General features: G+C 34.5%; 31 protein-coding genes. All 31 read left to right on the top strand.

Features of this window, described 5'->3' with window-relative positions; genetic code table 11:
• The first annotated feature begins 10 nt into the window (after nucleotides 1-10).
• The 31 genes from rpsJ to eno all read left to right on the top strand — a co-directional run bounded on the left by rpsJ (nucleotide 11) and on the right by eno (nucleotide 17,099).
• On the top strand, nucleotides 11-316 hold the full coding sequence (rpsJ, locus tag F6P99_RS00710) for a 30S ribosomal protein S10 (protein WP_139958432.1): 306 nt from the start codon (nucleotides 11-13) through the stop codon (nucleotides 314-316).
• Nucleotides 317-668: 352 nt separating this feature from the next.
• On the top strand, nucleotides 669-1,286 hold the full coding sequence (rplC, locus tag F6P99_RS00705) for a 50S ribosomal protein L3 (protein ID WP_152285525.1): 618 nt from the start codon (nucleotides 669-671) through the stop codon (nucleotides 1,284-1,286).
• Entirely contained in the window at nucleotides 1,286-1,915 is a 630-nt protein-coding gene (gene rplD, locus F6P99_RS00700; RefSeq protein ID WP_152285524.1) for a 50S ribosomal protein L4, read from the top strand. Before rplC ends, rplD begins: the two co-directional genes overlap by 1 nt.
• Before the next feature lie 7 nt (nucleotides 1,916-1,922).
• Nucleotides 1,923-2,213 (top strand): 50S ribosomal protein L23, encoded by a 291-nt coding sequence (gene rplW, locus F6P99_RS00695; protein WP_152285523.1) that lies wholly within the window; start codon nucleotides 1,923-1,925, stop codon nucleotides 2,211-2,213.
• A 9-nt stretch (nucleotides 2,214-2,222) separates the two neighbouring features.
• Nucleotides 2,223-3,044 (top strand): 50S ribosomal protein L2, encoded by an 822-nt coding sequence (gene rplB, locus F6P99_RS00690; RefSeq protein ID WP_152285522.1) that lies wholly within the window; start codon nucleotides 2,223-2,225, stop codon nucleotides 3,042-3,044.
• Between the two features lie 6 nt (nucleotides 3,045-3,050).
• Nucleotides 3,051-3,332: a 30S ribosomal protein S19 gene (gene rpsS, locus F6P99_RS00685; RefSeq protein WP_152285521.1), complete on the top strand. Its 282-nt coding sequence runs from the start codon at nucleotides 3,051-3,053 to the stop codon at nucleotides 3,330-3,332.
• 5 nt (nucleotides 3,333-3,337) lie between these two features.
• Nucleotides 3,338-3,745 carry a 50S ribosomal protein L22 gene (rplV, locus tag F6P99_RS00680; protein ID WP_152285520.1) on the top strand — a complete coding sequence of 136 codons (408 nt, stop codon included), beginning with the start codon at nucleotides 3,338-3,340 and terminating at the stop codon, nucleotides 3,743-3,745.
• Between the two features lie 12 nt (nucleotides 3,746-3,757).
• Complete coding sequence (gene rpsC / locus F6P99_RS00675; RefSeq protein WP_152285519.1) at nucleotides 3,758-4,474, top strand: 30S ribosomal protein S3; 717 nt, start codon at nucleotides 3,758-3,760, stop codon at nucleotides 4,472-4,474.
• A gap of 10 nt (nucleotides 4,475-4,484) precedes the next feature.
• On the top strand, nucleotides 4,485-4,913 hold the full coding sequence (gene rplP, locus F6P99_RS00670) for a 50S ribosomal protein L16 (protein ID WP_152285518.1): 429 nt from the start codon (nucleotides 4,485-4,487) through the stop codon (nucleotides 4,911-4,913).
• Between the two features lie 12 nt (nucleotides 4,914-4,925).
• Entirely contained in the window at nucleotides 4,926-5,114 is a 189-nt protein-coding gene (rpmC, locus tag F6P99_RS00665; RefSeq protein ID WP_152285517.1) for a 50S ribosomal protein L29, read from the top strand.
• Nucleotides 5,115-5,126: 12 nt separating this feature from the next.
• The gene (gene rpsQ / locus F6P99_RS00660; protein ID WP_152285516.1) at nucleotides 5,127-5,384 is read left to right on the top strand and encodes a 30S ribosomal protein S17; all 258 of its coding nucleotides are present in this window, start codon (nucleotides 5,127-5,129) and stop codon (nucleotides 5,382-5,384) included.
• A gap of 1 nt (nucleotide 5,385) precedes the next feature.
• On the top strand, nucleotides 5,386-5,754 hold the full coding sequence (rplN, locus tag F6P99_RS00655) for a 50S ribosomal protein L14 (RefSeq protein ID WP_152285515.1): 369 nt from the start codon (nucleotides 5,386-5,388) through the stop codon (nucleotides 5,752-5,754).
• Between the two features lie 11 nt (nucleotides 5,755-5,765).
• Nucleotides 5,766-6,074, top strand: coding sequence for a 50S ribosomal protein L24 (rplX, locus tag F6P99_RS00650; RefSeq protein WP_152285514.1), 309 nt, complete (start codon nucleotides 5,766-5,768; stop codon nucleotides 6,072-6,074).
• Nucleotide 6,075: 1 nt separating this feature from the next.
• Nucleotides 6,076-6,627 (top strand): 50S ribosomal protein L5, encoded by a 552-nt coding sequence (rplE, locus tag F6P99_RS00645; RefSeq protein WP_152285513.1) that lies wholly within the window; start codon nucleotides 6,076-6,078, stop codon nucleotides 6,625-6,627.
• A 3-nt stretch (nucleotides 6,628-6,630) separates the two neighbouring features.
• Nucleotides 6,631-6,900, top strand: coding sequence for a 30S ribosomal protein S14 (rpsN, locus tag F6P99_RS00640; protein WP_152285512.1), 270 nt, complete (start codon nucleotides 6,631-6,633; stop codon nucleotides 6,898-6,900).
• A gap of 250 nt (nucleotides 6,901-7,150) precedes the next feature.
• Nucleotides 7,151-7,549, top strand: coding sequence for a 30S ribosomal protein S8 (gene rpsH, locus F6P99_RS00635; RefSeq protein WP_152285511.1), 399 nt, complete (start codon nucleotides 7,151-7,153; stop codon nucleotides 7,547-7,549).
• A 12-nt stretch (nucleotides 7,550-7,561) separates the two neighbouring features.
• Complete coding sequence (rplF, locus tag F6P99_RS00630) at nucleotides 7,562-8,107, top strand: 50S ribosomal protein L6 (RefSeq protein WP_152285510.1); 546 nt, start codon at nucleotides 7,562-7,564, stop codon at nucleotides 8,105-8,107.
• A gap of 11 nt (nucleotides 8,108-8,118) precedes the next feature.
• The gene (gene rplR / locus F6P99_RS00625; protein ID WP_152285509.1) at nucleotides 8,119-8,472 is read left to right on the top strand and encodes a 50S ribosomal protein L18; all 354 of its coding nucleotides are present in this window, start codon (nucleotides 8,119-8,121) and stop codon (nucleotides 8,470-8,472) included.
• 10 nt (nucleotides 8,473-8,482) lie between these two features.
• Nucleotides 8,483-9,007 carry a 30S ribosomal protein S5 gene (gene rpsE / locus F6P99_RS00620; RefSeq protein ID WP_152285508.1) on the top strand — a complete coding sequence of 175 codons (525 nt, stop codon included), beginning with the start codon at nucleotides 8,483-8,485 and terminating at the stop codon, nucleotides 9,005-9,007.
• 11 nt (nucleotides 9,008-9,018) lie between these two features.
• The gene (gene rpmD, locus F6P99_RS00615) at nucleotides 9,019-9,201 is read left to right on the top strand and encodes a 50S ribosomal protein L30 (protein ID WP_152285507.1); all 183 of its coding nucleotides are present in this window, start codon (nucleotides 9,019-9,021) and stop codon (nucleotides 9,199-9,201) included.
• A gap of 13 nt (nucleotides 9,202-9,214) precedes the next feature.
• A complete protein-coding gene (gene rplO / locus F6P99_RS00610; protein ID WP_152285506.1) occupies nucleotides 9,215-9,664 on the top strand; it encodes a 50S ribosomal protein L15 in 450 nt (149 codons plus the stop codon).
• 14 nt (nucleotides 9,665-9,678) lie between these two features.
• The gene (gene secY, locus F6P99_RS00605; RefSeq protein WP_152285505.1) at nucleotides 9,679-11,022 is read left to right on the top strand and encodes a preprotein translocase subunit SecY; all 1,344 of its coding nucleotides are present in this window, start codon (nucleotides 9,679-9,681) and stop codon (nucleotides 11,020-11,022) included.
• 1 nt (nucleotide 11,023) lies between these two features.
• Entirely contained in the window at nucleotides 11,024-11,239 is a 216-nt protein-coding gene (gene infA, locus F6P99_RS00600) for a translation initiation factor IF-1 (RefSeq protein WP_152285504.1), read from the top strand.
• Nucleotides 11,240-11,250: 11 nt separating this feature from the next.
• Nucleotides 11,251-11,367, top strand: a complete 117-nt coding sequence (gene ykgO / locus F6P99_RS00595) for a type B 50S ribosomal protein L36 (RefSeq protein ID WP_013621733.1) — start codon at nucleotides 11,251-11,253, stop codon at nucleotides 11,365-11,367.
• A 3-nt stretch (nucleotides 11,368-11,370) separates the two neighbouring features.
• Complete coding sequence (gene rpsM, locus F6P99_RS00590; protein ID WP_152285503.1) at nucleotides 11,371-11,745, top strand: 30S ribosomal protein S13; 375 nt, start codon at nucleotides 11,371-11,373, stop codon at nucleotides 11,743-11,745.
• A 12-nt stretch (nucleotides 11,746-11,757) separates the two neighbouring features.
• Nucleotides 11,758-12,141, top strand: a complete 384-nt coding sequence (gene rpsK, locus F6P99_RS00585; RefSeq protein ID WP_152285502.1) for a 30S ribosomal protein S11 — start codon at nucleotides 11,758-11,760, stop codon at nucleotides 12,139-12,141.
• Between the two features lie 80 nt (nucleotides 12,142-12,221).
• A complete protein-coding gene (gene rpsD, locus F6P99_RS00580) occupies nucleotides 12,222-12,827 on the top strand; it encodes a 30S ribosomal protein S4 (RefSeq protein ID WP_152285501.1) in 606 nt (201 codons plus the stop codon).
• Between the two features lie 20 nt (nucleotides 12,828-12,847).
• The gene (locus tag F6P99_RS00575) at nucleotides 12,848-13,840 is read left to right on the top strand and encodes a DNA-directed RNA polymerase subunit alpha (protein ID WP_152285500.1); all 993 of its coding nucleotides are present in this window, start codon (nucleotides 12,848-12,850) and stop codon (nucleotides 13,838-13,840) included.
• A 60-nt stretch (nucleotides 13,841-13,900) separates the two neighbouring features.
• Entirely contained in the window at nucleotides 13,901-14,383 is a 483-nt protein-coding gene (gene rplQ, locus F6P99_RS00570; RefSeq protein WP_152285499.1) for a 50S ribosomal protein L17, read from the top strand.
• Nucleotides 14,384-14,549: 166 nt separating this feature from the next.
• Complete coding sequence (carA, locus tag F6P99_RS00565) at nucleotides 14,550-15,650, top strand: glutamine-hydrolyzing carbamoyl-phosphate synthase small subunit (RefSeq protein ID WP_152285498.1); 1,101 nt, start codon at nucleotides 14,550-14,552, stop codon at nucleotides 15,648-15,650.
• 159 nt (nucleotides 15,651-15,809) lie between these two features.
• A complete protein-coding gene (gene eno / locus F6P99_RS00560) occupies nucleotides 15,810-17,099 on the top strand; it encodes a phosphopyruvate hydratase (RefSeq protein WP_152285497.1) in 1,290 nt (429 codons plus the stop codon).
• Nucleotides 17,100-17,300: the final 201 nt, after the last annotated feature.

The following is a 17,300-nucleotide window of genomic DNA, read 5'->3' as shown; positions in this document are numbered from 1 at the left end:
ATTATATATCATGAGTCAAAAAATTAGAATAAAATTAAAATCTTACGATTATAATTTAGTAGACAAATCTGCTGAGAAAATCGTTAAGACTGTAAAGAGTACTGGTGCTGTAGTAAACGGGCCTATTCCTTTGCCAACAAATAAAAAGATTTTCACTGTATTACGTTCACCACACGTAAACAAAAAATCTAGAGAGCAATTTCAATTAAGTTCTTTCAAAAGATTGTTAGACATTTATAGTTCTTCTTCGAAAACTATCGATGCTTTAATGAAATTAGAACTACCTAGTGGAGTTGAAGTAGAGATTAAAGTTTAATTTCTCTCTTTAATAAAGAACAAAGGCTATATCATTTGATATGGCCTTTTTTTGCTTTTGTGTAATATAGAAATTGAAGAATTTATGTTTTGTTTTGGGGTTGTTTTAACTGCTTTTTTCTGAGGGAATTAGAATAAAATAAATATTTCGAAAATGATTTTTTTTTTCAAGATATATCTTCTATATTTGCACCTCATTAAAAACAGGCGAAATCTATTGGATTCGTTTGAATACATGTCCGGAGCTGCGAGCGAAGGAAAGACGGTAAAAAAATAGATTCAGAGCTGAAGATATTTTTGCTCTGTTTTTTTTGAAATAAATTTGAGAGTAATAATTAATATAAATAAATAAAATGTCTGGGTTAATAGGAAGAAAAATCGGAATGACCAGCTTATTTGATGCAAACGGGAAGAATATTCCTTGTACAGTTATCGAATGTGGTCCTTGTGTAGTTACCCAAGTCAGAACTGAAGAAGTAGACGGTTATGCCGCTTTACAATTAGGTTTCGATGACAAAGCAGAAAAACGTACGTCAAATGCGTTAAAAGGTCACTTTAAAAAGGCTGGAACCTCTGCTAAGAAAAAAGTCGTTGAATTTGCAGGTTTTGATGAGGAGTACAAATTAGGTGATACTTTAACAGTAGAGCTATTTGAAGAAGGTGAATTTGTAGATGTTACTGCAGTTTCAAAAGGTAAAGGTTTCCAAGGTGTTGTAAAACGTCATGGTTTTGCCGGAGTTGGTCAAGCGACGCATGGTCAACATAACCGTTTAAGAGCTCCTGGTTCTATCGGTGCTGCTTCATATCCAGCTAGAGTATTCAAAGGAATGCGTATGGCCGGAAGAATGGGTGGTGAAAATGTAAAAGTTCAAAATTTAAGAGTTTTAAAAGTAGTTTCTGATAAGAATTTACTTGTTGTGAAAGGGTGTGTTCCTGGACATAAGAACGCTTATATAACAGTTGAGAAGTAATGAAAGTAGCAGTTTTAGATATTACAGGAAAAGACACAGGAAGACAAGTTGAGCTTTCTGATGCTATATTCGGATTGGAACCAAACAAGCATGCTATTTATTTAGATGTTAAGCAGCACTTGGCTAACAAAAGACAAGGAACGCATAAAGCTAAAGAAAGAGCTGAGATTGCTGGTTCAACTAGAAAGATTAAAAAACAGAAAGGTACAGGTACTGCTCGTGCAGGGTCTATTAAATCTCCTGTTTTTAGAGGTGGAGGTAGAGTTTTTGGTCCAAGACCAAGAAACTATTCTTTCAAATTAAACAAAAACTTAAAGCGTTTGGCTCGTAAGTCAGCTTTAAGTACACAAGCTAAAGAGCAAAATGTTGTTGTTGTTGAAGATTTCAATTTTGAAACAGCAAAAACTAAGAACTTTGTAAATGTGTTAAAGGCATTTGGTTTAGAGAACTCTAAGTCTTTATTTGTTTTAGGAAATTCAAATAACAATGTGTATTTGTCTTCACGTAACTTGAAAAAGACTTCTGTAATTACTAGCGAAGAGTTAAGTACTTACAAAGTCTTGAATACAAATAAAGTTGTTTTGTTAGAAGGAGCTTTAGAAGGAATTGAGTCTAATTTAAGCAAATAGGGAAGAGATGAGTATTTTAATTAAACCTATTATCACAGAAAAAGCAACTAACGATAGTGAAACATTTAATCGTTACACTTTTAAAGTAGCTGTAGGAGCAAATAAGGTAGAGATCAAAAAAGCTGTTGAAGCTGCTTACGGAGTATCAGTAGAGAAAGTAAGAACAATGGTTTACCCAGTAACAAGAACACAAAAATTCACTAAGAAAGGTGTTGTTTCTGGTATGGTTGGTCAATACAAAAAAGCAATCGTTCAATTGTCAGATGGTGAAGCAATTGATTTTTATAACAATATTTAATAACTAGAGATGTCAGTTAGAAAATTAAAACCAATTACACCAGGTCAGCGTTTTAGAGTAGTCAATGGGTTCGACGCCATAACTACTGATAAGCCGGAAAAAAGTTTACTTGTTCCGAATAAAAGATCTGGAGGTCGAAACAATAGTGGACGTATGACCATGAAATTCATGGGAGGTGGACACAAGAAGAAGTACCGTATTATCGATTTCAAAAGAGATAAAGCAGGTGCTGCAGAAGTATTATCTATTCAGTATGATCCGAATCGTACAGCATTTATTGCTTTGGTTCAGTATGCTGATGGTGAAAAAAGATATGTAATTGCTCAAGGTGGATTACAAGTAGGACAAAAAATTGAATCAGGTTCTAATATAGCTCCTGAAGTTGGTAATGCTATGCCTTTGTCTGAAATGCCTTTAGGAACTACTATTTGCTGTATCGAATTAAGACCAGGACAAGGTGCTGTTATGGCTCGTAGTGCAGGTTCTTTCGCTCAATTAATGGCAAAAGATGGAAAGTATGTTACTGTAAAGATGCCTTCAGGTGAAACAAGATTGATCTTGGCTACTTGTATTGCAACTATTGGAGTAGTATCGAACTCAGATCATCAATTGTTAGTATCTGGTAAAGCAGGTAGATCAAGATGGTTAGGAAGAAGACCTAGAACAAGACCAGTTGTAATGAACCCGGTTGATCATCCAATGGGTGGTGGTGAAGGTAAATCTTCAGGAGGACATCCTAGATCTAAGAATGGTATCCCAGCAAAAGGATATAAGACTAGGTCTAAGACCAAAGCGAGTAATAAGTATATTATAGAACGTAGAAAAAAATAATAAGATATGGCACGTTCATTAAAAAAAGGACCTTACGTATTTCACAAACTTGAGAAAAAAGTTTTAGCTAATGTTGAGGCAGATAGTAAATCAGTAATCAAAACATGGTCTAGAGCCACTATGATTACTCCAGATTTCGTAGGACAAACAATTGCTGTACATAATGGTAGATCATTTGTACCAGTATATGTTACTGAAAATATGGTAGGTCACAAATTAGGAGAATTCTCACCAACTCGTACATTTAGAGGTCACGGTGCAGATAAGAAAAACAAAGGTAAAAAATAGTAGGTATGGGAGTTCGTAAGAAAAATATGGCAGACCAACGTAAAGAAGCGAATAAATCAATCGCTTTTGCAAAGTTGACTAACTGTCCTACATCACCAAGAAAAATGCGTTTGGTGGTTGATCTAGTTAGAGGTTTAGAAGTTGAGAAAGCTTTACAAATCTTGAAATTTAGTTCAAAAGAAGCATCAATCAATGTTGAAAAATTGTTACTTTCTGCAATTGCTAACTGGCAAGCGAAGAATGAAGATGCAAGCATTGAAGAAGCTGGATTGTTCGTAAAAGAAATCACAGTTGATAGCGCAGGAATGTTAAAAAGACTAAGACCAGCACCTCAAGGTCGTGCACATAGAATTAGAAAACGTTCTAATCATGTGACTATCGTGTTGGGAAGTAAGAATAATGCAACTAATTAATCGTAAGTAGAAATGGGACAAAAAACAAATCCAATTGGAAATCGTTTAGGAATTATCAGAGGATGGGAATCTAACTGGTATGGTGGAAATGACTACGGCGATAAATTAGCTGAAGACGATAAAATAAGAAAGTACGTTCGTGCTAGATTATTTAAAGCAAGTGTTTCAAGAGTTATTATTGAGCGTACACTTAAACTTGTAACCGTTACTATCACTACTGCTAGACCTGGTATTATTATCGGAAAAGGTGGAACAGAGGTAGACAAGTTAAAAGAAGAGCTTAAGAAAATCACAGGGAACGAAGTTCAAATCAATATTTTCGAAATCAAACGTCCAGAATTAGATGCTACTTTAGTTGCTGCTAGTGTTGCACGTCAAATCGAAAATAGAATCTCTTACAAAAGAGCAATCAAAATGGCTATTGCAGCTGCTATCAGAATGAACGCTGAAGGAATCAAAGTTGAGATTTCTGGTCGTTTAAATGGTGCAGAGATGGCACGTTCTGAGCACTTTAAAGAAGGTAGAATTCCTCTTTCTACTTTTAGAGCAGATATTGATTATGCACTTGTAGAAGCACACACCACTTATGGAAGATTAGGTGTAAAAGTGTGGATTATGAAAGGTGAAGTTTATGGTAAAAGAGAATTATCTCCACTAGTAGGTTTAGAGAAAAAACAAGGTGGTAAAGGTGGTAATTCAAAGAAACAACAACCTCGTAAAAGAAAATAAAACTTAAGAAATGTTACAGCCAAAAAGAGTAAAATACCGTAAGGTACAGAAAGCGAAAGGTAATATGAAAGGGAATTCTCAAAGAGGAAACCAACTTTCTAATGGAATGTTTGGAATCAAATCTTTGGATCAAGACTTACTTACTTCTCGCCAAATTGAAGCAGCTCGTATTGCGGCAACACGTTATATGAAAAGAGAGGGGCAATTATGGATTAAAATTTTTCCAGACAAGCCTATTACTAAGAAGCCATTAGAAGTACGTATGGGTAAAGGTAAGGGATCTCCAGAATATTTCGTAGCAGTAGTAAAACCAGGAAGAATCTTATTTGAAGTAGGAGGAGTTCCTTTTGAAGTTGCAAAAGAAGCATTACGTTTAGCAGCGCAAAAACTTCCAGTTCAAACGAAGTTTGTTGTAGCTAGAGATTATGATAACGCTTAATATCTAAGAGACATGAAACAATCAGAAATTAAAGAATTATCAGTAGCTGAGTTACAAGAAAAACTAGCAGGATTCAAAAAAAACTATACTGATCTAAAAATGGCACATGCGATTTCTCCTTTGGAAAATCCATTGCAGTTGAAAGTTATTAGAAAAACAGTTGCAAGAATCGCTACTGAATTAACTAATAGAGCTCAGTAAATACTAGAAAAGATGGAAAAAAGAAATCTTAGAAAAGAAAGAATTGGTGTTGTATCAAGTAACAAAATGGAGAAATCTATCGTAGTTGCTGAGGTAAAGAAAGTAAAGCACCCAATGTACGGTAAATTCGTTTTGAAAACGAAAAAGTATGTTGCACATGATGAATTAAACGACTGCAATATTGGAGATACTGTAAAGATTATGGAAACTAGACCTTTAAGTAAATCTAAACGTTGGAGATTAGTAGAAATCCTAGAAAGAGCTAAATAATATGTTACAGACAGAATCAAGATTAAAAGTAGCAGATAATACTGGAGCTAAAGAAGTTTTAGTAATTAGAGTTTTGGGAGGTACTAAAAAGCGTTATGCTTCAATCGGAGACAAAATTGTTGTTTCTGTGAAAAGCGCAACTCCTAACGGATCTGCAAAGAAAGGACAAGTTCATAGAGCAGTTGTTGTAAGAACTACAAAAGAGATCAGACGTAAAGACGGATCTTATATCAGATTTGATGACAATGCATGTGTATTGTTAAACGCATCTGAAGAGATGACAGGTACTCGTGTATTCGGACCTGTAGCTAGAGAACTTCGTGATAAACAATTCATGAAAATTGTATCATTAGCACCTGAAGTGCTTTAAAATTATAAAAAATGGCGAAGCTAAAATTAAAAACAGGAGATAACGTAAGAGTTATTGCTGGTGATCAAAAAGGAAAAGAAGGAAAAATTACTCGTGTTTTCGCTGAGAAAAACAGAGCAATCGTAGAGGGTGTAAATTTAGTATCTAAGCATACTAAACCTAGCGCTCAAAATCCTCAAGGTGGAATTGTGAAGAAAGAAGCTTCTTTAGATGTTTCTAATCTAGCGTTGTTAGAAGACGGTAACGTAACGAAAGTTGGTTATAGATTAGAGGATGGAAAGAAAGTACGTTTTTCTAAAAAATCAGATAAAGCTATTTAATATGAGCTATATACCAAGACTAAAAGAAGATTACGGGACAAGAATCGTATCTGCTCTTACTGAAGAGTTCGGATACAGTAACGTAATGCAAGTACCAAAATTAGAGAAAATCGTTGTAAGTAAAGGTGTAGGTGCTGCAATTGCTGACAAAAAATTAATCGATTATGCTGTTGAAGAATTAGCTACGATTACTGGTCAGAAACCTGTAGTAACTTTATCTAAGAAAGATATCGCAACTTTTAAATTACGTAAAGGAATGCCAATTGGTGTTAAAGTAACTTTGAGAGGGACGAAAATGTATGAGTTCTTAGATAGATTGATTACAGCTTCTTTACCTCGTGTAAGAGACTTTAATGGAATTAAAGCTAACGGATTTGATGGACGTGGTAACTACACATTAGGAGTTACTGAGCAAATCATTTTCCCTGAGATCAATATTGATAAAGTGAATAAAATCGGTGGAATGGATATTACATTTGTAACTACTGCTCCAACTGATAAAGAAGCTAAATCATTATTAACAGAACTAGGGTTACCATTTAAAAAGAACTAAGATATGGCTAAAGAATCAATGAAAGCCCGTGAGGTGAAAAGAGCAAAAGTTGTAGCTAAGTATGCTGAAAAAAGAAAGGCTTTGAAAGAAGCTGGTGATTATGAAGCGTTACAAAAGTTACCAAAAAATGCATCTCCTATTCGTTTACACAATCGTTGTAAATTAACAGGAAGACCTAAAGGTTATATGCGTCAATTCGGAATTTCTCGTGTGACATTCCGTGAAATGGCAAACCAAGGTTTGATACCAGGTGTAAGAAAAGCTAGCTGGTAAACACCAGTTAATTACATATAAAAACTCTATTTCTTTTGGAATAGAGTTTTTTGTCGATATAAAATTTCGATTTTTAGAAGATATTATACATATTTTAGTATCTTTGCACGCTGTTATCTGTATCTAGGTAACAGGAAAATGATGAGTTTTTAGCTCTAAAGGCTTGAATTCATTGAGAAAATAGAATATAAATTGGTTTCAGGTTTTGTCTCAGAGTGAGACGAAAAACCGCTACCGCAAATTAGTATATATGTACACAGATCCAATTGCAGATTATCTTACTAGGATAAGAAATGCTGCTGCAACCGGACACAGAGTTGTGGAAATTCCTGCTTCAAACTTGAAGAAGAATATCACAAAAATTTTGTTCGAGCAAGGTTACATTTTAAGCTACAAGTTCGAGGACACTACTGTTCAAGGGACTATTAAAATTGCCTTAAAGTATGATGCTGATTCTAAAGAGTCAGTAATTAAGAAATTAGAACGTATTAGTACGCCAGGACTTAGAAAATATGTGAATGCATCTGAGATGCCTCGCGTATTGAATGGTTTAGGGATTGCAATCGTTTCAACGTCTAAAGGTGTGATGACTAACAAGAAGGCACGTCAAGAGAATGTTGGAGGAGAGGTTTTATGTTACGTTTATTAAAAAGATAGTATTATGTCAAGAATAGGAAAAAGCCCAATAGCAATCGCAGAAGGTGTGACCGTTACTATCAAAGATAACTTGGTTACTGTAAAAGGTAAATTAGGTGAGTTGTCTCAAGAAATAAACGGAGGTATCACAGTAAAAGAAGAGGAAGGTGTAATCGTACTTGAAAGACCATCAGAAAGTAAATCTGATAAAGCAAGTCATGGTTTGTACCGAGCACTTATTAGCAATATGGTTGAAGGTGTATCAAAAGGATTTACTAAAGAATTAGAATTAGTAGGTGTTGGATACAGAGCTTCTAACCAAGGTCAAAAGCTAGATTTAGCTTTAGGATTTTCTCATAATATTGTAATCGACATCGCTCCAGAGGTGAAAGTTGAGACAGTATCAGAAAAAGGAAAAAATCCGATCGTAAAATTAACTTCATTCGATAAACAATTAGTAGGTCAAATTGCTGCTAAGATTCGTGGATTCAGAAAACCTGAACCATACAAAGGAAAAGGAGTTAAGTTCGTAGGTGAAGAATTAAGAAGAAAAGCAGGTAAATCTGCATAATATATAGCATTATGGCATTATCAAAGCTTGAAAGAAGACAAAGAATTAAGTCTAGAATTAGAAAAGTTATTTCTGGAACTGCGCAGAAACCAAGATTATCTGTGTATAGAAGTAACAAAGAAATCTATGCTCAATTGGTTGATGATGTAACTGGAAACACGATTGTTTCAGTATCATCTAGAGATAAAGGAGTTGACGCTAAAGGATCTAAATCTGAAATAGCTTCTACAGTAGGAAAGTCAATTGCAGAAAAAGCAATTGCTGCGAAGATAGAAACTGTTTCTTTTGATAGAAACGGATACTTGTACCACGGTAGAGTTAAAGCATTAGCTGAAGCAGCTAGAGAAGCTGGTTTAAAATTTTAAGAATTAAAGTATGTATCAAAAATATAAAAACGTAGAAAGAGTTAAGCCTAGTGGTTTAGAGCTAGTTGATCACTTAGTAGGTGTGAACAGGGTAACTAAAGTTACAAAAGGTGGACGTGCTTTCGGATTTTCTGCAATTGTTGTTGTAGGAGATGGAAACGGAGTTGTAGGACACGGTTTAGGGAAATCTAAGGATGTTGCTTCTGCAATTGCAAAGGCAATCGAAGACGCTAAGAAAAACTTGGTAAGAATTCCTATTATTAACGCTACTTTACCTCATGAACAAAAAGGTAAATTTGGTGGAGCAAGAGTATTCTTGAAGCCAGCTTCACATGGTACCGGGGTTATTGCCGGTGGTGCTGTACGTGCGGTATTGGATTCAGTTGGAGTACATGACGTATTATCAAAATCTCAAGGATCATCTAACTCACATAATGTGGTAAAAGCAACTTTTGATGCTTTATTACAATTGCGTAGTGCTCATACGATCGCGAAGCAAAGAGGTATTTCTTTGGATAAAGTTTTTAACGGTTAAATTGAAGTACGATGGGAAAAATTAAGATTACACAAGTAAAAAGCCAAATCAGAAGAGAAGGTTCTCAAAAGAAAACTCTTGTTGCATTAGGTTTGCGTAAGTTAAACCAAGTAGTAGAACATGAAGCTTCAGCGACAATACTTGGAATGGTAAAAAAAGTTAATCACTTAGTTTCTGTAGAAGAAATTAAATAAACATATTCGAGTAATGAGTTTAAGTAACTTACAACCTGCAGAGGGATCTGTAAAGAAAGGTAAAAGAATAGCAAGAGGAGAAGGTTCTGGTAAAGGTGGAACTGCTGCTAGAGGACATAAAGGTGCAAAGTCACGTTCTGGATATTCAAGAAAGATTGGATTCGAAGGAGGTCAAATGCCTTTGCAAAGACGTGTTCCTAAGTTTGGTTTTACAAACATTAACCGTAAAGAATATCAAGGGATCAACCTTGATAAATTGCAAGAGTTTTTTGAAGCTGGAAAAATTAACGAAACTGTTGATTTGAATGCTTTAATTGATGCTCGTTTGGCTCATAAAAATGACTTAGTGAAAATATTAGGTCGTGGTGAGTTAAAAGCAAAGTTGAATATTACTGCACATAAATTTACTGCATCTGCCAAAGCGGCAATTGAGGCAGCAGGAGGATCAGCAGTAACTTTATAAGAAGATTTAAGTAAATGAAAAATTTTATAGAAACCTTACAGAACATTTGGAAAATTGAAGAACTTAGAAATAAGATTCTTTTAACACTTGGTTTAATGGCGGTTTACCGTTTTATGGCTCAAATTCCATTACCTGGAATTGATCCAACTCAGTTAACTGCTTTAGAAAATCAAGCCGACGGTGGTTTGTTAGGTTTATTAAATGCATTTACAGGAGGGGCGTTTTCAAGAGCATCTATTATGGCTCTTGGAATTATGCCATATATTTCTGCTTCTATTGTAGTTCAGTTAATGGGAATCGCGGTTCCTTATTTACAAAAGCTTCAAAAGGATGGAGAAAGTGGAAGAAAAAAGACTACACAAATTACACGTTGGTTGACTATTGGTATTACTTTAGTTCAAGGACCAGCCTATATTACTAATATGGCATCTATTTTGCCTCAATCTGCTTTCGTATCGGATGCAGTAGTTGGTACTGGGTTTTTCTGGTTCTCGTCTATGATTTTATTGATGGCAGGTACTGTGTTTGCGATGTGGTTAGGAGAAAGAATTACTGATAAAGGAATTGGTAACGGTATTTCGTTATTAATTATGATTGGTATTATTGCTCGTTTCCCTTCTTCATTTGCTCAGGAATTAGCTTCGAAAACGGCTAATGGTGGAGCAGGAGGAGTAATGATGATATTGTTAGAAATTGTTGTTTGGTTCTTAGTTATCCTAGCTTCAGTATTATTAGTTACTGCCGTTCGTAGAATTGCAGTTCAATATGCTAGAAGATCTGTAGTTGGAGATATCAAAGAAGTAGAAGGAACAAGACAATACATTCCATTAAAATTGAATTCAGCAGGTGTTATGCCTATCATATTTGCGCAAGCAATTATGTTTATTCCAGGAGCATTAGCTCAAAAAGTGGAAGGATCTTTTCAAGCTACTGCAGCTAGTTTTGCAGACATGAATGGTTTAGGTTATAACGTTTTGTTTGCAGTGTTGATTATTATCTTCAGTTATTTTTATACTGCGATTACAATCCCTACAAATAAAATGGCTGACGATTTGAAAAGAAGTGGAGGGTTTATTCCAGGAATAAGACCAGGACATGAAACTGCAGAAAGATTGGATTCAATCTTATCTAGAATTACATTTCCAGGATCATTATTTTTAGCATTATTAGCAATTCTTCCGGCAATTGCGGTTCAGTTTGGTATTCAACAAAATTGGGCATTATTTTATGGAGGTACCTCATTAATTATTATGGTGGGTGTTGCTATTGATACAATTCAACAAATTAACTCTTACTTATTGAACAGTCATTATGACGGTTTGATGAAAGTAGGAAATAAAAGAAAATCATCTTTGTAATATGGCTAAACAAGCTGCAATACAACAAGACGGAACAATTACTGAAGCATTGTCTAATGCAATGTTTAGAGTAGAACTTGAGAATGGTCATATCGTAACCGCTCATATATCTGGTAAAATGCGTATGCATTATATCAAATTGTTACCAGGCGATAAAGTGAAGTTAGAAATGAGTCCTTATGATTTAACTAAGGCTCGAATTACTTATAGATACTAAAACATTATACGATGAAAGTAAGAGCATCAATAAAAAAGAGAAGTGCCGAGTGCAAGATTGTGCGTAGAAAAGGCAGATTATATGTAATCAACAAAAAGAATCCTAGATTCAAACAAAGACAAGGGTAAGTTATGGCAAGAATAGCAGGAATTGACATACCAAAAAACAAAAGAGGAGTTATTGCTTTAACTTACATTTTTGGAATTGGTAGCAGTAGAGCTAAAGAAATTTTAGCGAACGCAGGAGTAGACGAAAGCATCAAAGTTCAAGATTGGACGGATGAGCAAATTGGGAAAATTCGTGAACAAGCAGGTACTTTCACTATTGAAGGTGAATTGCGTTCAGAAACTCAATTGAACATCAAACGTTTAATGGACATCGGATGTTATAGAGGAATTCGTCATAGATCAGGTCTTCCATTAAGAGGACAAAGAACTAAGAACAACTCTAGAACAAGAAAAGGTAAAAGAAAAACTGTAGCTAACAAAAAGAAAGCTACTAAATAATAACTAGAAATTATGGCTAAATCAAATTCAAAAAAGCGTAAGGTTATTGTTGAGTCTGTGGGTGAAGCGCACATCACGGCTTCATTTAACAACATCATTATTTCTTTAACAAACAAAAAAGGAGATGTAATTTCTTGGTCGTCTGCTGGTAAGCAAGGTTTTAGAGGTTCTAAAAAGAACACTCCATATGCTGCTCAAACAGCTGCTGAAGATTGTGCTAAAGTTGCACACGAAGCAGGATTAAGAAAAGTAAAAGTTTATGTAAAAGGACCTGGTAACGGACGTGAGTCTGCAATTAGAACTTTGCATAACAATGGTATCGAAGTTACTGAGATCATCGATGTAACTCCAATTCCACATAATGGTTGTCGTCCACCAAAAAGACGTAGAGTATAATTAATTTTAAATTAGATTAGGAACTAGGTTGTCGAAGGAGTTCGCCTTAATTCACAATCCCTGATCATAAACAAATAGAAATGGCAAGATATACAGGACCAAAAACTAAAATTGCTCGTAAGTTTGGAGAGGCAATTTTCGGAGATGATAAATCTTTTGAAAAAAGAAATTACCCTCCAGGGCAACATGGTAATGCAAGACGTAGAGGAAAAAAATCTGAATACGCTATGCAATTACAAGAAAAGCAAAAAGCTAAATATTCTTATGGAATCTTAGAGCGTCAATTTAGTAACTTATTTGACAAAGCTTCTAGTAGCAAAGGAATTACAGGTGAAGTATTATTACAACTTTGTGAGTCTCGTTTAGATAATGTTGTATTCCGTTTAGGAGTGTCAAATTCTCGTAGAGGAGCTCGTCAATTAGTATCTCACAGACATATTACTGTGAACGGAGAGATTGTAAATATCCCTTCTTACTCTTTGAAACCAGGAGATGTAATTGCAGTAAGAGAAAAGTCTAAATCATTAGTAGCTATTGAAGATGCATTGGCAGCTAATAGTAACGTATACGAGTGGTTGACTTGGAATGCTGAAAAGAAAGAAGGAACTTTCGTATCAGTACCTGAAAGAATTCAAATTCCTGAGAACATCAAAGAACAACTAATAGTAGAGTTATACTCTAAATAATTTTTGACACCCGTTAAACTATGGCAATTTTAAATTTTCAGAAACCCGACAAAGTAATAATGATTGAATCTACTGATTTCGAAGGTAGATTTGAGTTTAGACCTTTAGAACCAGGTTTTGGTTTAACAGTAGGTAACGCATTGAGAAGAGTATTACTTTCTTCTTTAGAAGGATTCGCGATCACATCTATCAGAAAAGAGGGTGTAGAGCATGAATTTTCTACTATAGAAGGAGTCGTGGAAGATGTTACTGAAATTATCCTTAATCTTAAGCAAGTACGCTTTAAGAAACAAATAGAAGATACTGATAGAGAAACAGTTTCTATTTCAGTTTCAGGACAAGAGCAAATCACAGCAGGAGATATTCAAAAATTCACTTCTGGTTTCCAAGTATTGAATCCAGATTTAGTTATCTGTAACTTAGAGAGCAATGTGAAGTTTGATATGGAAATCACTATCGAAAAAGGTAGAGGATTTGTACCTGCAGAAGAAAACAAGAAAGTAAATGTGCCTGTTGGAACGATTTTTACTGATTCTATTTACACTCCTATTAAGAATGTAAAGTATGCAGTAGAAAACTTCCGTGTAGAACAAAAAACGGATTACGAAAAATTAGTTTTTGATATCGTTACTGATGGTTCTATAAACCCAAAGGATGCATTAACTGAAGCAGCAAAAATTTTGATTCACCACTTTATGTTGTTCTCTGATGAGAGAATTACTTTAGAGGCAGACGAAATTGCTCAAACTGAAACATATGATGAAGAATCTTTACATATGCGTCAATTGTTGAAAACAAAATTAATTGATATGGATTTATCAGTTAGAGCGTTGAACTGTTTGAAAGCTGCGGAAGTTGAAACTCTTGGTGATTTAGTATCATTCAACAAAAATGACTTAATGAAGTTCCGTAACTTCGGTAAAAAATCTTTAACAGAATTAGATGAATTAGTTCATGTAAAAGGTTTGAATTTCGGTATGGATTTAAGCAAATACAAATTAGATAAAGATTAATCTTTCATAATTTGCTCCTCAATAATGAGTTGAGCAAGATGAAAGCAAAAACAAAAGGTCATGAGACACGGAAAAAAATTCAACCATTTAGGAAGACAAACAGCGCATAGAAAAGCAATGTTAGCTAATATGGCTTGTTCATTAATTGAGCACAAACGTATTAACACAACAGAAGCGAAAGCAAAAGCTTTGCGTCAATTTGTTGAACCTATCATTACAAAATCTAAAAACGATACTACACATAACCGTAGATTGGTATTTAGTGTTTTGAAAAACAAGTATGCTGTAACTGAATTATTCAAAGAAGTTTCAGTAAAGGTTGCTGATCGTCCAGGAGGATATATTCGTATCATCAAATTAGGAAACCGTCAAGGAGATAATGCTTCTATGTGTATGGTGGAATTAGTTGATTACAACGAAGTTTACAATCCAAATGGAGCTAAGAAGAAAAAGTCGACTCGTAGAGGTAGAAAGAAAGCTGATGCTGCTGTAGCACCTGCTGCTGATGCTGCTGCTGAGGAAACTAAATCTTCAGAAGAATAAGATGTTATATAAATAACAATTATATAAAAGGATAAACTATTTTTTAGTTTATCCTTTTTTTATATACCACAAGGAAATGTAAAGTGCTTTAAGTATCTTTGCACAGCAAAAAAAGTACATAATAATTTTGAGTTGATAGTTTTCAACGAACGTAGATCTTATACACATGAATTATAAAAATTTAAAAAAGGCAATTTTATTATTAGAAGATGGAACTATTTTTGAAGGAAAATCGGTAGGTATCGAAGGTTCTTCATTTGGTGAAGTTTGTTACAATACAGGAATGACTGGTTACCAAGAAATCTTTACAGATCCATCTTATTCGGGTCAATTGATGGTGACTACGAATGCACATATAGGAAACTATGGTGTGAATGATGATGAAGTGGAATCAAATGGAATTAAAATTGCTGGTTTAATTTGCCGAAACTTTAGTTTTCCTTACTCTAGAGATAGATCTTCAGGTTCGTTAGAAGCGTACTTAGAAAAACATAATTTACTTGCTATTACAGATGTTGATACAAGAGCTGTAGTAAGTTATATTAGAGATAAAGGTGCTATGAACGCTGTAATTTCAACTGAAGTTGATAATGTTGAGAGTCTAAAAGCCCAATTAAAAGAAGTACCAAATATGGAAGGATTGGATTTGGCTTCTACAGTATCAACAAAAGAACCTTATTTTTATGGTGATGAAAATGCTAGCTACAAAGTATCAGCACTTGATTTAGGTATCAAAACTAATATTTTAAGAAATCTTGCGAAGAGAGATTGTTATATTAAAGTATTTCCAAATACGGCTTCTTTAGAAGAATTGAAAGGGTTTAATCCTGATGGATACTTTTTATCAAATGGGCCTGGAGATCCTGAGCCTTTAAAAAATGCACAAAAAGTTGCAGGAGAAATCATTGAACAAAATTTACCATTGTTTGGTATCTGTCTAGGGCATCAAGTAATTGGTATTTCTCAAGGAGTATCTACGAAAAAGATGCATAATGGACATAGAGGTATCAATCACCCTGTAAAGAATTTGATCACTGGAAAAGGAGAGATTACTTCTCAAAACCATGGTTTCGTAATTGATAGAGCTTCTTTAGAAGGGAATGATAAAGTTGAAGTGACTCACATTCATTTGAATGACAATACGGTGGCTGGTATTCGTATCAAAGACAAAAATTGTTTTTCAGTTCAGTACCATCCAGAAGCAAATCCTGGACCTCATGATTCTTCTTATTTATTCGATCAATTTATTGATAGTTTAAAGAAGTAAATCGATAACAATTTCTTCATTTTTAAATGAAGAAATTTGTCTTAAATTGGGATTGGTTTTACGAATACGATTTAGGAAATAAAATAAAATTAAAGTGTGGGATTACAGGTGTTTTGTAAATTGCATACGATTTAAGAATAAACTAAAAATAAAAATAAAATGAGCGTAATTATTAGCATTCATGCACGTCAGATTTTTGACTCGAGAGGGAACCCTACGGTAGAAGTAGATGTAATCACTGAAAGTGGAGTATTAGGAAGAGCGGCAGTTCCATCTGGAGCTTCTACTGGTGAACACGAAGCAGTTGAATTAAGAGACGGTGGAAGTGATTTTATGGGGAAAGGTGTGTTAACAGCAGTAAACAATGTGAACACAGCGATCGCTGAAGAGTTATTAGGATTCTCTGTTTTTGAGCAAAATGCAATTGACCAAGCAATGATTGATTTAGATGGTACTCCAAATAAATCTAAATTAGGTGCTAACGCGATTTTAGGTGTTTCATTAGCAGTAGCTAAAGCTGCAGCAAATGAATTAAACCAACCATTATATCGTTATATCGGTGGGGTAAGTGCTAATACACTTCCTGTGCCAATGATGAATATTGTAAATGGTGGATCTCATTCAGATGCTCCTATTGCATTCCAAGAATTTATGATCATGCCAGTTATGGCTAAGTCATTCTCTCATGCGTTACAAATTGGATCTGAAGTATTCCATAATTTAGCAAAAATTTTGCATGATAGAGGGTTGAGTACTGCAGTAGGTGATGAAGGTGGATTTGCTCCAACTTTTGATGGTACTGAAGATGCTATTGAAACTGTTTTATCTGCAATTGAAAAAGCTGGATATAAGCCAGGTGATGAAGTAAAATTAGCATTAGACTGTGCGTCTGCTGAATTCTACGAAGATGGGAAATATAACTACGCTAAATTCGAAGGAGAAGGCGGAGCTGTAAGAACATCAGAAGAACAAGCAGATTATTTAGCAGAATTATCAGCTAAGTACCCAATCATATCAATTGAAGATGGTATGGATGAAAATGACTGGGAAGGATGGAAGTACTTGACTGAAAAAATTGGAGATAAAGTTCAATTGGTTGGAGATGATTTATTTGTAACTAATGTAGAGCGTTTGTCTAAAGGTGTTGAAGAAGGTATTGCAAATTCTATTTTGATTAAAGTTAATCAAATCGGTACTTTAACAGAAACTATTGCTGCGGTAAACATGGCGAAAAATGCAGGGTTTACATCTGTTATGTCTCATAGATCTGGAGAAACAGAAGATAATACTATTGCTGACTTGGCAGTAGCTTTGAATACTGGCCAAATTAAGACTGGTTCTGCTTCTAGATCTGATCGTATGGCTAAATACAATCAATTACTTAGAATTGAAGAAGAATTAGAAGAAAATGCTTATTATCCTCAGGATAAAGCTTTCAAATTGAAATAATTCTTTACTGTAGAATTAAAGGCCCCTTCTATTAAGAAGGGGCTTTTTTTTGCATTATATTTAAAAATATGCGTTTTCTGATTATTGTTTTCATTACAATTATTGAAAAATGCCTTATTTACACTAACGTATTAGGTGATTGTGTATGTAATTTTATGGTTTTCTTAAAAAAACACCATATTTATTGCGATTATTTTTGTG

Source organism: Flavicella marina (assembly GCF_009193215.1).
GTDB classification, from domain to species: domain Bacteria; phylum Bacteroidota; class Bacteroidia; order Flavobacteriales; family Flavobacteriaceae; genus Flavicella; species Flavicella marina.
This window is presented reverse-complemented; position numbering and strand designations above follow the sequence as displayed.